Source organism: Niabella soli DSM 19437, from assembly GCF_000243115.2.
Lineage (GTDB): Bacteria > Bacteroidota > Bacteroidia > Chitinophagales > Chitinophagaceae > Niabella > Niabella soli.
In genome coordinates this window covers 4,093,120-4,107,338 of sequence record NZ_CP007035.1, presented here as the reverse complement: position 1 = coordinate 4,107,338, position 14,219 = coordinate 4,093,120, and the positions used below count along the sequence as shown (strand labels likewise).

13 protein-coding genes are annotated in these 14,219 nt (G+C 45.3%); 7 read left to right on the top strand and 6 right to left on the bottom strand.

Going from position 1 to position 14,219, the window contains the following annotated elements:
• Window positions 1-204 precede the first annotated feature (204 nt).
• Both NIASO_RS17285 and NIASO_RS17280 read left to right on the top strand, forming a co-directional pair.
• Window positions 205-1,122, top strand: coding sequence for a GLPGLI family protein (locus NIASO_RS17285; protein ID WP_008588070.1), 918 nt, complete (start codon window positions 205-207; stop codon window positions 1,120-1,122).
• Window positions 1,122-3,749, top strand: a complete 2,628-nt coding sequence (locus NIASO_RS17280) for a TonB-dependent receptor (protein WP_008588069.1) — start codon at window positions 1,122-1,124, stop codon at window positions 3,747-3,749. The genes NIASO_RS17285 and NIASO_RS17280 overlap by 1 nt, the downstream gene beginning before the upstream one ends.
• A gap of 103 nt (window positions 3,750-3,852) precedes the next feature.
• On the opposite strand, the gene gyrB is transcribed toward NIASO_RS17280, so the two are convergent.
• From gyrB to NIASO_RS17250, 6 genes are all read right to left on the bottom strand, one after another.
• Window positions 3,853-5,832: a DNA topoisomerase (ATP-hydrolyzing) subunit B gene (gyrB, locus tag NIASO_RS17275; protein WP_008588067.1), complete on the bottom strand. Its 1,980-nt coding sequence runs from the start codon at window positions 5,830-5,832 to the stop codon at window positions 3,853-3,855.
• Between the two features lie 373 nt (window positions 5,833-6,205).
• Window positions 6,206-6,625, bottom strand: a complete 420-nt coding sequence (locus tag NIASO_RS17270; RefSeq protein ID WP_008588063.1) for an SRPBCC family protein — start codon at window positions 6,623-6,625, stop codon at window positions 6,206-6,208.
• 55 nt (window positions 6,626-6,680) lie between these two features.
• The gene (locus tag NIASO_RS17265; RefSeq protein WP_008588061.1) at window positions 6,681-7,094 is read right to left on the bottom strand and encodes a DoxX family protein; all 414 of its coding nucleotides are present in this window, start codon (window positions 7,092-7,094) and stop codon (window positions 6,681-6,683) included.
• 336 nt (window positions 7,095-7,430) lie between these two features.
• Complete coding sequence (locus NIASO_RS17260) at window positions 7,431-8,834, bottom strand: bifunctional UDP-3-O-[3-hydroxymyristoyl] N-acetylglucosamine deacetylase/3-hydroxyacyl-ACP dehydratase (protein WP_008588058.1); 1,404 nt, start codon at window positions 8,832-8,834, stop codon at window positions 7,431-7,433.
• Between the two features lie 72 nt (window positions 8,835-8,906).
• Complete coding sequence (gene lpxD, locus NIASO_RS17255; RefSeq protein WP_008588057.1) at window positions 8,907-9,953, bottom strand: UDP-3-O-(3-hydroxymyristoyl)glucosamine N-acyltransferase; 1,047 nt, start codon at window positions 9,951-9,953, stop codon at window positions 8,907-8,909.
• A 23-nt stretch (window positions 9,954-9,976) separates the two neighbouring features.
• Window positions 9,977-11,203 (bottom strand): HD domain-containing protein, encoded by a 1,227-nt coding sequence (locus NIASO_RS17250; RefSeq protein WP_025299098.1) that lies wholly within the window; start codon window positions 11,201-11,203, stop codon window positions 9,977-9,979.
• A 222-nt stretch (window positions 11,204-11,425) separates the two neighbouring features.
• On the opposite strand from NIASO_RS17250, the gene NIASO_RS17245 reads away from it, so the two are divergent.
• From NIASO_RS17245 to NIASO_RS17220, 5 genes are all read left to right on the top strand, one after another.
• Window positions 11,426-11,728 (top strand): hypothetical protein, encoded by a 303-nt coding sequence (locus NIASO_RS17245; RefSeq protein ID WP_008588054.1) that lies wholly within the window; start codon window positions 11,426-11,428, stop codon window positions 11,726-11,728.
• An 84-nt stretch (window positions 11,729-11,812) separates the two neighbouring features.
• Window positions 11,813-12,175 carry a four helix bundle protein gene (locus tag NIASO_RS17240; RefSeq protein WP_008588052.1) on the top strand — a complete coding sequence of 121 codons (363 nt, stop codon included), beginning with the start codon at window positions 11,813-11,815 and terminating at the stop codon, window positions 12,173-12,175.
• A gap of 88 nt (window positions 12,176-12,263) precedes the next feature.
• Window positions 12,264-13,043, top strand: a complete 780-nt coding sequence (locus tag NIASO_RS17235; RefSeq protein WP_008588050.1) for an MBL fold metallo-hydrolase — start codon at window positions 12,264-12,266, stop codon at window positions 13,041-13,043.
• A 309-nt stretch (window positions 13,044-13,352) separates the two neighbouring features.
• A complete protein-coding gene (locus NIASO_RS17225) occupies window positions 13,353-13,619 on the top strand; it encodes a DUF2089 family protein (protein WP_025299097.1) in 267 nt (88 codons plus the stop codon).
• The gene (locus NIASO_RS17220; RefSeq protein WP_008588043.1) at window positions 13,616-14,218 is read left to right on the top strand and encodes a hypothetical protein; all 603 of its coding nucleotides are present in this window, start codon (window positions 13,616-13,618) and stop codon (window positions 14,216-14,218) included. The genes NIASO_RS17225 and NIASO_RS17220 overlap by 4 nt, the downstream gene beginning before the upstream one ends.
• Window position 14,219 lies beyond the last annotated feature (1 nt).

Below are 14,219 nucleotides of genomic sequence, written 5' to 3'. Positions count from 1 at the left end.
TTGCCCGGCAGTACCACATCAATCTGACCCAACAGAATTTTGTAAAATGATGCGCTCTAAAAAGCTGCGCTTATAAAAAAAACGGCACAACATTTTTATAAAAACACGTGCATAAAAGTTTATACTTAGTAACGGTTTAATACACTAATACAATTTCATAGAATTACGAATTATTCGTATAATTGCGATAAATAAGTAAAAACTATGAGGCAAACTGTAAGATTCAACAAAACCTTTTTGGTGGCCCCGGTGCTGTTACTTCATACGGCCCTTTCGGCACAAACTAAAGCCGGCGCCCCGTTTAAAACCGCACTGGGCAGGGTAATTTATAATTTTAGCTATATGAAAGATACGGCGCACCGGAGTTATTTTTATACCGAAACATTTGAGCTGGATTATGATAAAAGCAGCAGTCTTTACTCAAGCTATACAAAAAAGGAAAGCGATTCCGCCACTTACAGCCAGGTGGCAAAAGCCTTTAAGGAGGCGCCCGATCCCGATCATGTGGACGTTGTGCTTACAGGAAAAACAACCACAAATAATCAGTTTTTTACAGAAAGAAGCGGCAAAACCAGCGTTGACGAACTACGCAACCTGGCCGGCACAGCATTCATTATCCCGGCCAAGCGCCCGGCTATCCATTGGTCGGTCACCGATTCTACAAAAACGATCCAGGGCTTTATCTGCCAGAAAGCCACGGGCGAAAGTTACGGGCGGCGTTATACGGCCTGGTTCTGTGCCGACCTGCCTTATCGTTTTGGTCCCCGGCGGCTCAACGGTCTGCCGGGCCTGATCCTGGAAGCCTATGATGAAAAAAGAGAGATTGTATATACCTTAAACCGGGTGGAAGATTTTAATGCGGGGATCCCTCCATTCGGACTTCCTGCAAATGCCGAAACCGTAACCTCCGAGGCTTTTGCAAAAGCGGAAGAAGCCTATGAACGCAACCCGCAGGCATTTATCGATGCCAATCGAAAGAAAATGAGCGGCATTCCCAAACCCAAAAGCAGCCCGCTGGATGGTTTTGATGTTTCTAAGATCAAAAGTGTGTCCGTCAGAAAAAGCAAAACTGATCCATCGGATATTACACTAAATAACCCGATCGATCTGCGAAACGATTAATGAAAAAAGCCCTGTTCCTGCTGCCACTGCTTTTGTTGTTGCTTCGTGCAGTTGCGCAGCAAAATGACCTGCATATTTCCGGAACGGTAACGGACAGCTTGGGCAAGGCCATTCCTGATGCCATCGTGAGCCTGGTACGACTCCGCGACAATGCCGGTCTCCTGTTTACGGCTACCGACCTGCACGGAAACTTCCTGGTCGATAGCAAAGAACTGTTCCGGCCGCAAACACTGGCCATCAAAGTAAACGCGGCGGGCTTTTTGAAACAACAAACGATCCTGACAGCATCAATGGCACAATTGAAATTCAGGATGCTATCTGTTGCAGATGTCCATACCCTCCCTGGTGTTATTGTTACGGGTAAACAGCGCCCCATTGTACAAAAGGGCGATACGCTCAGTTATGACGCCGCACATTTTACAGACAGAAACGATCGTCACCTGAAAGATATCATCCAAAAATTGCCTGGCATAGAAGTAGGGGAGAACGGCGTTATAAAATACCAGGGAAAAGCGATCAATAAGTTTTATATCGAAGGAGATAATTTACTCGATGACCGGTATACGATCGCTACAGAAAATATAAACGTTGCCGATGTAGACAAGGTTCAGGTTATTGAGCACAACCAGCATGTGAAAATGCTGAATGGAATTGTTCCTTCGGACCGGGCTGCAATTAATATCCTTCTTAAAAACAAAAGCAAGCTGAAATTTCTGAATACTATTGAAGCCAGTGGTGGATTGCCCGCTACCTATAACCTGGAAGCTAAAAGCATGGCTTTTAAAACGAAATATAAGGCGATCAATACTGCGAAGCTCAACAATTCGGGGTCGGATTATTCACTCGAAACCGGTGTGTCCGGACTACAGGGGCCGGAGGGCATCAGCAAAGACAGGGTGCTTTATAACCGGAGCAAACTATTTTCCGCCAATAACCTCTTGAAAGTAACTCCCTACACAGCAATAAAAATAAACGCCACGTACAACAAAGAAAATCAGCAAACCAACCACCAACTGACATCCACTTATTATCTTCCCGGCAGCGATAGCATCTTTTACAAAGAACTGAACCAGGAGCAGTACAACGCAGGTTCGCTCAACTTGAATATCGCCCTGGACATCAATAGCCCAAAAAATTATCTCAGCTCCGCAACCAACTTTTCGCGGAACAATAACACCAATTCAGGCAGCACCTATACCGGCAATTCGCCCATTACTCAAAACAGCAGCGCAACCACTACCCGTTTCAGTAACACACTCAGCGGATACCTTATGATCCGGAAAATGCATATTATTAATTACGAAAATAGTTTTGCCTATTCCGTTAACCCGCAGTTGCTTATTCTTACTCCGGGCATTCTGCAAAATGTATTGAATGACAGCATTCCGTATCTGCAAACAAACCAGTATCAACAACTGAAAAACCTCAGCAACACCAGCCAGGTGGCTTACAACCGGGTTTTTCAAAACTGGGTATTGGGTCTGACTACCGGATTGTTCCTTCAGTCGCAACAATTGCAATCCGCTGCAACATTGACGCAGCAAAGCGCTCAGACCACGGTTCCTGAAGGGTTTGAAAACGCTGTTAACTGGAGGAAAAACGAACTATTTGCGCAAGCCACGCTTACATATAACGGATATAAAAGTAAATTGATCCTGGGCGTGCCGGTAAGCTGGCAGCATTATCGATATTATAATGATTTCGTAGCTACGAATCAGGATAAAGGCACCCGGCTGGTTTTCCAGCCCTCGCTTCATTGGGAATATAAAACGGGAAAAGAAAATACAGTCTATCTGGACTATACGCTTGCCAACAAAACCGCGGGGGTACAACAAATTTATGGGGGCGCTATTATTTCCGGATACCGGAGTTTTGCCTCTTATGAAACACCCTACCTCATGAGCCGCGCGCATACCTTTTCCGGCGGCTTTGACTATAAACGGGTGATCGAAGCATTTTTTGCGACCATTAATCTGACCTTTGCGCCAACCAAAAATTATTTTTTGTACAGCACTACGCTGCAAAACAATATGACCCTGGTAAAAGCATTGCCCATTATTAATTACAGTCAGGCTGCAGGCACAACGGCCCGGGTCAGCAAATATATTTTTGCGTTGAATACAACTGTTGCAGTAGACGCTGCACTGTCTGCAACTAAAACGCAGCTATTACAGAATGAACAATTATTCCGCGTTGTTTCCGTTGTAAAAACCACCGGGTTGCAGGTAACCCCAACGGTTCTGAAATGGCTGCAATTCACTATAAACGGCAAGTATATGCAATACACCACGGCATCTGAGCAAACAGGCTTTCTGCAACAGGAAGTGCGGCAATGGAACCTGCATTCCGGGCTGACGCTTTATCCCCTCAACCGGTTCAGCTTTAATTTTACCAACAATTATTACCAATCCTTACATAGAGGCAGCTCCGCCGTCCGCAGTCTTTTTCTTGACAGTTATCTCCAATATAAATTTGAGAAAAAAAGCCTTTTGATACGCCTGGCCTGTACGAACATTGCAAATGTGCGTTCCTATGAAATGATTGATGTCGGCACCAATAGCATTAATACTATCAGTTATCATCTCCGGCCCAGAACGATTTCACTAATGACTTCTTTCGATTTCTGAAAACCTGGCATCGCCGGGAAGCGGTGAGGCGGGAAGTCAGTTGTAATGGAAAAACAAAACCTTTCCGATTTTTCCGGCTTCCCGGTTATTAGCGCAGCCCTGTTTAAATATCCAGTTTCGCGTATTTCGCGTTAGTTTCAATAAACTCGCGGCGGGGCGCTACTTCATCTCCCATCAGCATGCTGAATACACGGTCTGCTTCAGCGGCGCTTTCAATGGTCACCTGTTTCAGCGTTCTTCTATCCGGGTCCATCGTGGTTTCCCATAATTGCTCGGCGTTCATTTCTCCCAAACCTTTGTACCGCTGAATATTTACAGAATCTTCACGTCCGGCGCCTAAACGTTCTACCAATGCCTTCCGCTGATCTTCATTGTAAGCATAGGCCGCTTCTTTTCCTTTTTTTACCAGGTATAATGGCGGTTGCGCCAGGTATACATAACCTTGCTCCACCAACTCCTTCATATACCGGTAAACAAAAGTGAGGATCAGCGTGGCAATATGACTTCCGTCTACATCGGCATCCGTCATGATGATCAGTTTGTGATACCGTAGTTTTTCAAGGTTCAACGCCTTCGGATCATCCGGTGTGCCCACGGTTACGCCCAGCGCTGTATAAATATTCCGGATCTCTTCGTTCTCATAGATCTTGTGCTCCATGGCTTTCTCCACGTTCAGGATCTTACCCCTTAAAGGCAAAATAGCCTGAAAGCTGCGATCACGCCCCTGTTTGGCTGTTCCACCTGCGGAATCTCCTTCCACCAGGTACAGCTCACAGCGTCCCGGGTCTCTGTCGGAACAATCTGCCAGCTTCCCTGGTAAACCGCCGCCGCTTAAAACAGATTTACGTTGTACCAGGTCCCGTGCCTTTCTTGCCGCCGCTCTTGCCTGCGCCGCCAGGATCACTTTATTAATAATGTTTTTTGCATCCTTGGGATTTTCCTCCAGGAATGCTTCCAGCACGCGGGCCACCGTGGTTTGCACCACACCACTTACTTCGCTGTTACCCAGCTTGGTCTTGGTTTGGCCTTCAAACTGAGGCTCCGGCACTTTTACAGAAATGATAGCACTCAGGCCTTCACGGAAATCATCCCCTTCAATAGCTACTTTGGCTTTTTCAAAAAAGCCGTTCTTATCTCCGTATGTTTTAAAAACCCGGGTGAGCGCCTGTCTGAACCCGGTTACATGCGTACCGCCTTCAATGGTGTTGATATTATTTACATAGGAATAAATGTGCTCATTAAAGGAATCGTTATACGTAAGCGCCACTTCAACTGCAACATTACTGTTTTCATCGTGCCCGTCAACGCTCAGTATGTTTGGGATCAGCCCGTTCCTGCCGGCGCTTTTATCCAGCATTTCCACAAACTCAACGATACCGCCTTCACTGTAAAATATCTTTTTGATCTCAGCGCCGTTGTCGTCTTTTTCCCGTTTGTCGATCAGGTTAATGGAAATTCCCTTGTTCAGGTAAGACAGTTCGCGCAGGCGCCCTTCCAGTATCTCCCGCTTGTATTCTGTGGTCATGAAAATAGAGCCATCGGGCCAGAACTGCTGGAAGGTTCCATGCTTTTCAGTAGTTCCGATCTCCCGCACGGGATAATCGGGCACCCCAATATGATATTCCTGCTCAAATATTTTCCCATCGCGGCAAACCACGGTATGCATGCGCGTGCTCAATGCATTTACACAACTCACCCCTACTCCATGCAATCCGCCAGATACTTTGTATGATCCCTTATCAAATTTACCCCCCGCGTGCAATATCGTCATGGCCACCTGTAGGGCGCTTACACCCTGCTTCTGATTGATACCTGTGGGAATACCCCGGCCATCATCTTCAACAGAAATAGAGTTATCCTCGTGAATGGTAACAATTATATTCTTGCAATAGCCTGCTAAAGCCTCATCGATAGAGTTATCTACCACCTCATATACGAGGTGATGCAATCCCTTCACCCCAATATCGCCAATGTACATGGCAGGGCGTTTGCGTACGGCTTCTAATCCTTCCAGTACCTGGATACTATCTGCTCCATATGCCGGTGTTTCCATGGGTTCGGGTCCTTGTAATGCTTCGCTCATAAAGTACAAAAAAATTTAATATATCCTAATCGATGTAGCTTACAAATTTACGGAAAAAAGCTGGTTTTTTTGCATCAGAAACCTGCTTGTTTATCAATCACTTTGTCATAAAATATATATTGATAATCAACTTATTACAACGAATCGAACCCATACTTCAACGAACTTTTTAAACAGGCTTCGGGTGAGCCGCTTCACCGACTGTTGTTTTTCACTGAAAACAGCCATTATAATTTAAAACAATGTCATATGAAAACAGCCCATCTGCTGATTTGTATTGTACTTTTTCTGACAATCGCCTGCAACAAAACCACCGAATTGAGCACCGCTGCTCTGGCCATCGCGGCGTTAAAATAAAATTACTTCCGCCTGATTACCGGTGCTCCTCCGTATACCGTTTAAAATTATCCATAATGGCCTGCCAGCCGGCCTGCTGCATTTCTATGGGATTGGTTGCTTCCGCCTCAAAGGTTTCGGTAACGGAAGTGTGGTTACCTTCACTGGCAAAAAGGATCTGTACTTTGCGACCATCGCCCATAGTATAAGCGATTTCTTTGTTTAGGAGCACAACATCATAAATGCCGCCGAAGTCGAAGCCCATGCTGCCATCCCGTGCTTCCATCCTGGAGGAAAAAGCCCCTCCCACCCGAAGATCATTTTCGGCGCGGGGTGTATGCCAGTCATCAGAAGCACTATTCCATTTCCTGATATGTTCCGGCTCTGTCCAGTATTCCCAAACTTTTGCTACCGGCGCGTTAATCGTTGCAGCTACTGTAATTTTTGTGGGTTCCATTGTACTTTGTTTTTGAGTAAATTATTTTTTAAGGTTCCTGGTTTAAAACAGCAAATCAACTGCCAAAGCTGTATTGCGCGGATGTTTGCTCGCTGCGTCCGGTTTGGGTACTGCGTAATTTATGATAATAAAAGTAAGACGCCGCCAGAATAGCCAATGCCACCAGCGGGAATAGCGCTTGCCCGCCGAACCCGTCAACCACTGTGTGGGACACCGCTGCGCTTATAAAATTAAAAGTGAATCCCGCATAGGCCCATTCTTTTATACGCCCTTTAAGGAAGGGCAGGATCAGAATTAAGGCGCCGGTTACTTTAAAGACCGTGAGCAACACCCTGAAATAATCAGGATAGCCCAGATGGCTGATCCCCTGCCTGGCCAATTCTGTGTTTGAGGTAAGTGCAGGCATCACACCGTCCAGTAATACGATGATACCGGTAAATGTCCAGTAAAGAATTTTTGTAGTTTTCATTGTTGTTGTTTTTGATTTATGATCTGTTTAACGATACAAACCTACAACAACATAGTTCCAGAATCCTTGTGTAAAAACGACAATTGAAAAGGCGGTTTACGACAAAGTTCCCGCAGATTTTCGCAGACGAGCGCTGTATAAACGATCTGCGCAGATTAGCGAATTAATTTATTTTAAAAATAAACATCGCGGATTTTCGCAGAGGAAAAAAGTGTGATTCGCGCTTCACCTAGGTGAAGATCCGCTCCCGATTGCCATCGGGATGCGGGACACAGGAAGGCTTTGTTTTTAATGGTCTCCTCGCTTTACCCGACCAAAAAACGCGCCTAAAATTCATTACCGCTTAACGATCTGGGCCACCAGGTCTGCTTCCGTGGCCACTTTATTGCCCACATAAACGGTGCCTCGCATCTCACAAATACCTCTGCGGATGGGGGCCGATAATTCCATTTTAAGGATCATGGTATCGCCCGGCCTCACCATTTGTTTGAATTTGCAGTTGTCGATTTTCAGAAAATAAGTGTCATACTTGCCCTCTCCCGCCAGGTTGATCGCCAGGATACCGCCACACTGGGCCAGCGCTTCAATCTGCAGCACGCCCGGCATTACCGGGTTCTGGGGAAAATGCCCCTGGAAAAACCATTCATTAAATGTTACGTTCTTCACGCCTACAATCCGTTCATCGGTCAGTTCGGTGATCTTGTCCACCAGCAAAAACGGGAAGCGATGCGGCAGGGTCTTTTCAATATAGTTCAGGTCGTATACCGGGGGCACGTTAGGATCATAATTGGGCACTCCTTTCAGGTGCTTGTTCGCTTTGATATGCTTTTTAATGATGCGGGCAAATTCTACATTAGTACTGTGCCCCGGCCGGTTGGCAATCACTCTTCCTTTCACGGGATAACCGATCAACGCCAGGTCGCCCACAATATCCAGCAGCTTATGTCGGGCGGGTTCATTCGGGAAACGCAGTTCCAGGTTATTTAAATAGCCTCCGCTTTTTACTTCGATATCATCCTTGTTGAAGATCTTTTTCAGGCGCCCTAACTCTTCATCTCCGATGGGCTTGTCAACAATTACAATGGCATTATTTACATCGCCCCCTTTTATCAGGTTGTGCTGCAATAACATTTCCAGTTCATGCAAGAAGCAAAAGGTTCGCGAAGTGGATATTTTTTCTTTAAAATTTTTCATGGTCTTTAGCTCTGCGTGCTGGGTGCCCAGTACGGGAGAGTTAAAATCGATCAGCGTGGTGATCTGGTATTCCCGGGCCGGCATGATCACCATCTCCACCCGTTTTTCTTCATCGGTAAGGTACAGGTTCTCGTCAATAGAATACCACAATTTAGCAGCATCCTGCTCTTCCACGCCCGCTTCTTCAATCAGCTCAATAAAAGGCATGGCGCTGCCATCGATGATCGGGATTTCCGGTCCGTTAATTTCAATCAGCACATTATCCAGCCCCATTCCTACCAAGGCGGCCAGCAGGTGCTCTACCGTGCTTACTTTGGCACCATTGGCTTCCAGGGTAGTTCCGCGGCTGGTATCCGTTACAAGGTCGCAATCCGCCTTGATAACCGGTTTATTCGGAAGATCAACCCGCTGAAACTGAACCCCAAATCCTGCGTTGGCAGGTTTCAGGGTAAGATCCGCCAAAACACCCGTGTGTAACCCGGTGCCGCTGATGCTTATTGTTTGCTTTAATGTATGTTGTTTGTCCGGGTTGAAATTATTATCCATCTGTCTGAATTGTGGGCGCAAATATATTTATAAATTTATTGGGGGGCAATAATGAACGCTAGTAATCCACAGCTATATCTCGTGGCTTTTTTTTAGCTGATTCAGTTCCTGTTCCATCTCTTTTAACCGTTTTTCGAGGTCGGGAAGCTTACGGTTCAGGGCCTGGCTTCTCAACGCAGAAGTATAGTCATACGCGGGAGAACCGGTAACGGCCTTGCCCGGATCGATATCTTTGCTTACGCCGCTTTGCGCGTTGATCTTGGCGCCGTCCCCAATATGAAGGTGGCCTACAATACCTACCTGCCCGCCGATCATAACTCCTTTACCCACCTTGGTGCTGCCGCTGATGCCTGCCTGGGCCGCAACCACCGTGCTGCTGCCAATTTCTACGTTATGGGCGATTTGTATCAGGTTATCCAGTTTGGCTCCGGCGTGAATAATCGTTGATCCGATGGTAGCCCGGTCAATGGTAGCATTAGCCCCGATCTCGACGTTATCTTCGATCACTACATTGCCGATCTGGGGCACTTTTGAAAAAGTGCCGTCGGCCTGGGGCGCAAATCCAAACCCATCACTGCCAATAACAGTGCCCGCGTGAATGGTAACATTGTTACCCACCTGGCAATTATACAGGATCTTTACCCCCGGGTTAATAGTGGTATTATTTCCAATGGTTACATTATTGCCAATATAAGCGCCCGGATGTATTTTAGACCCGTTGCCGATGGATACATTTTCGCCGATATAAGCAAATGCCCCAACGAATATGTCGGCTCCACAAGTGGCCGTTTTTGCAATATAAGAAGGTTCCTGGATGCCCTTCAATTGTTGCTGCATCAATTCCTGGTATTTGCTTAATAATACCGCAAACGCAGAATAAGCGTCTTTTACGCGAATAAGCGTAGCCGCAACGGGCTTCTTTAGCTCCAGGTTATCATTAATAATGATAATACTGGCCTTTGTTTCATAGAGGTATTCTTCGTATTTGGGGTTCGCCAGGAAACTCAACTGCCCTTCTTTGGCTTCTTCAATTTTACCAAAATTCCCCACCGAGGTATTTTCGTCTCCCTCTACCCCGCCATTGATCATGGCCGCAATCTGCGCTGCTGTAAACGTCATATTTTATTATTATAAATACCTATTTAGCTTATTCTTAAGGAACAAATGTAATATTTTTTAACGGCCGTGCTTGTATTGCTGTTAATCAGCGCATTGTCTACCGCCGAAATATCTTTAAGGCTGCCATCTTTGTACTGGATCGTAATATTTTCATTTTTCGGATTATAAAGCCTGTTGCTGGCTTCCCCCCAAAAAACAAAGTACGCCGCCTCCTCTTCATCCACCTTTAATGTTGCCGCCACTTCTTTTCTTTTTTGCAAAAGGAAGCTTTCTTCAAAGGGATGGGATTGTAATTTGATATGCATGATCCTCCTTTCAACCAGGTCCGTGCTCAACCGGGACAAAACTTTGTCGGGATGCGAACACCAGTTTTTTATAGTAGCCATCATATCATGATCATCCATATTGCAGAAGTCCTGCAGCAACTGACGCTTATCCTCCATACCCGGAACCGCTCCCCTATGCAAAAAATGCTCCAGCGCCTTCGTGGCGGCCGTAACTTGGACGCCATTTCGGATCAATTCCTTTGCCCGGCGAATAATCATTACCAGCATCTTCTCAGACGCCACCACCGTTTTATGCAGGTATACCTGCCAGTACATTAACCGCCTGCTTAACAGGAATTTTTCAATAGAATAAATGGCTTTTTCCTCCACTACCAGGCTCCCGTTCAAAACCGACAACATTTTTATAATCCGGTCGTAGCCAATTACCCCTTCTGCCACGCCGGTAAAAAAACTATCCCGGTTCAGGTAGTCCATCCGGTCCACATCCAGTTGCCCGGACACCAACTGGTGCAGGAACTTCTTGGGATGTTGATCTGTAAATATAGCCAGTGCCGTTTCTAACTTATTGTTAAACTCCTCGTTTAATTCCTCCATTATAGCCAGCGACAACTTTTCGTGATGGACTCCCGGGATCAATTCGTGCTCCAGCGCATGGGAAAAAGGGCCATGGCCCACATCATGCAGCAATATGGCAATCTTTGCCCCCAGTTCCTCTTCATCCGTTATGACCACTCCTTTTCCTTTGAGCTCCTGCAAGGCGATGCACATGAGGTGGTAAGCGCCCAGGGAGTGTAACAGCCGGGTATGCACCGCTCCGGGGTATACCAGGTGGGCAAACGCCATCTGATGAATATTGCGTAAACGCTGATAATACCGGTGGGAAATAATAGCTAAAAGCAGCGGATGATCGATCGTTATAAAACCGTAAACAGGATCGTTAATTATTTTTCGGACAGTCTTCATTTGAAAAGATGATTGCAAAAATAGCGAAATACCCTGTTCATAGCTTATAGTTCATGGTTCATAGTGGCAGGGAGGGGTGAATAGTCAATAGGCAGTTGTGAATTGATTCCGTTGCACAGGAATATCTGGAAAGGTGCATTGCCTGCAAGCGAAACGAATACCCCCACCATTCACCATTGACTATTCACCATTATCTTTGCACCTTATCTTCTTAGGCTGAAAATGATTAAATACACACAAAACGGTTTAGACAAGCTGGAAGCCATTCCGGAACAATGCGGTTATATATTGCGTTATGAACGGGGTACTTTTCAGAGTGGTTATTGCATTCTGGACAATAAAAAAGTAGTGGTGCTGAACAAATTTTTACAGACGGAAGGCCGGATCAATGCCCTGGTGGAAATTATACCGCAACTGGATATCAACCAGGAGCTGCTGGACGAAAACCAGAAAAAATTGTACGCCGAGGTCATTGCCAATATGGATGCGAAGGAAAGCGAGGAAGGCGGAACGCAAAACGCATAATGCTTAATGCGTTCCGCGTTTTGTATTATATGCCGGATTGACAGCGTAATTTCTCAGCACAATGTAATTATTAAACCTATATAAATGAGACACTACAAAAATTACGATGTTTGGGAAAAAGCGCACAAACTTACTTTATTTGTTTACAGGGAGGTCTTGATATGTTTTCCGGGATCCGAACAATTCGATTTGAAATCCCAGGTGAAAAGAGCAGCCTATTCTATTCCTCTGAACTTTGTTGAAGGTTGTGGCAGGAATACTGATAAAGATTTTGCGCATTTTTTAGACAATTCCTTTGGTTCACTGCAAGAATTAGAGTACACCAGCCTCCTGGCATTTGACCTGGAATATCTTAGTAAAGAAACATACGGTAAGCTAAGCTTATTTTTAGAAGAAGTAAAAGCAAAATTGATTAACTTGATAAAAGCTGTCAGAAGGGAACGTTAAACGCTCAACGCTCAATGCCGAACGCATAACGCATCGAGCATTGCGTATTAAGCGTTCAGCATTAAGCGTTCAGCATTAAGCATAAAACATGAACTATCCTCCCCTTACCATAACATTCCTGGGTACCGGAACCAGTTCGGGCGTACCGATGATTGCCTGTGACTGCGTCGTTTGCAGGTCGTCGGATTCAAAAGACAAACGCTTGCGCACAAGCATTTTAATAGAATCTCCTGCCACAACCTTAGTAGTGGATACCGGTCCTGATTTCAGACAGCAAATGCTGACGCATGACGTAAAGAAGCTGGATGCGGTGGTACTTACGCATTCGCATAAAGATCATATAGCCGGACTGGATGATGTACGCGCATATAATTATTTTCAGCAGCGTGCTATGGAAGTATATGCTACGGAAGCCACCCAACGCCGGGTGGAACAGGAATTTGATTATGCTTTCAGCGCCATAAAGATTGCCGGCGTTCCTTCTATTAATTTAAACCGGATCGATGAAAATACCTCTTTCGTTGTGGGTGAGCTGCGCATAGAACCCATCCCGGTTTGGCATATGCGCATGCCTGTGCTGGGTTTCCGCTTTGGCGATTTTACTTACATAACCGATGCCAACAGGATCGATGAAGGGTCGAAAGCAAAGATGCGTGGATCAAAAGTACTGGTATTAAATGCGTTACGTCATGAACCGCATGTGTCCCATTTTTCACTGAAAGAAGCGCTGGCCCTGGCCGGTGAACTGGAAATACCTCAAACTTATTTTACCCATCTTTCGCACCAGATGGGATTTCACCAGGAAATTGAAGCGACGCTTCCTCCCGGGCGCAACCTGGCGTATGATGGTTTGAAAATTTCTTTATAGAAATAAAAAACTACTTTATATTTGGTCCAACGATTCCTCTCAGCCAGATTTAAAAAATTTACTAAAAATGAACGGACATCCCGGCCTTGTCGGGATGTTTTTTTTGAGCCTGCCAAAACATGGCATATTAATGATTAGCCGGGAATCCAGAAAGACGAAAGCTTTTGTTCTCCCATTACCTCAGCCTTGCCGCCTCACCTCCTTACCGGCCGAAAAATATTTTTATATCAGGTTTTTCTCTTTACCTCAAAATTTTAATAAAATTAAAATATTTTTTATTTTTATTAAAAACAATATTACTTTTAATAAATGAAGCTTCCCGTTTTTTGCCCGAGTTGTGAGCAACCGCTTAAAGTGAGCCAATTAAAATGTGGCAACTGCCCTACCGAAGTAAATGGTGATTATGAGCTGCCCCTGTACCTGAACCTGAGCCGCGAGGAACAGGATTTTATCATGGCTTTTTTCCTTGCCAGCGGAAGTATTAAAGAAATGGCCCGGCAGGCCAATACCAGCTACCCTACCATGCGCAACCGGATGGACGATATGATCGAGAAAATAAAAAAAATGCAACCATGACTGAAAAGAAAAGGAACTATATTTTCAATCCGGTAGCCGTTATTCCAGATAAGGGGCAATTACTTGCGGCATTGCTCATCTTTTTAGGCTCGCTGCTCATTAGCTATTTTTTGCATGTTGCGAATGACGGCGTTTTTCATGGAACTTTTATCCAACAGCAAACCCTTCTTTTTTTATTATTATCAAATGCCCTTGTTGTATTGCTGCCTGCCGCGCTGCTTTTCATCGCCGGCCGGATCTTTAACAAAGGGGTGCGTTTTATCGACATGTGCAATACAATGCTTTTTAGCAGGCTGCCCGTCATCATTACCTACGCAATCTTTTTTTGTTTTGTTGATGTTGCTGAAATAACCAACCTTCTTCAAACAAAAGGCCCCCAGGCGCTGAACCAATTGGGGAAAGACGCGCTGTTGCAATTACAAACAGCGGGCCTGCTTATACTTCCTTTTATCGTATACAGCATTATCGTTTTAATAAATGGTTTTAAAACGGCAATGTATGCGAAGAGGCCCGTGCATTATGTCTTTTTTGTAATTGCGCTTGTCCTGTCGGAGCTCGTATACCGCTTGGTTTTGTATCCGCAACTTATTAAACTATAAA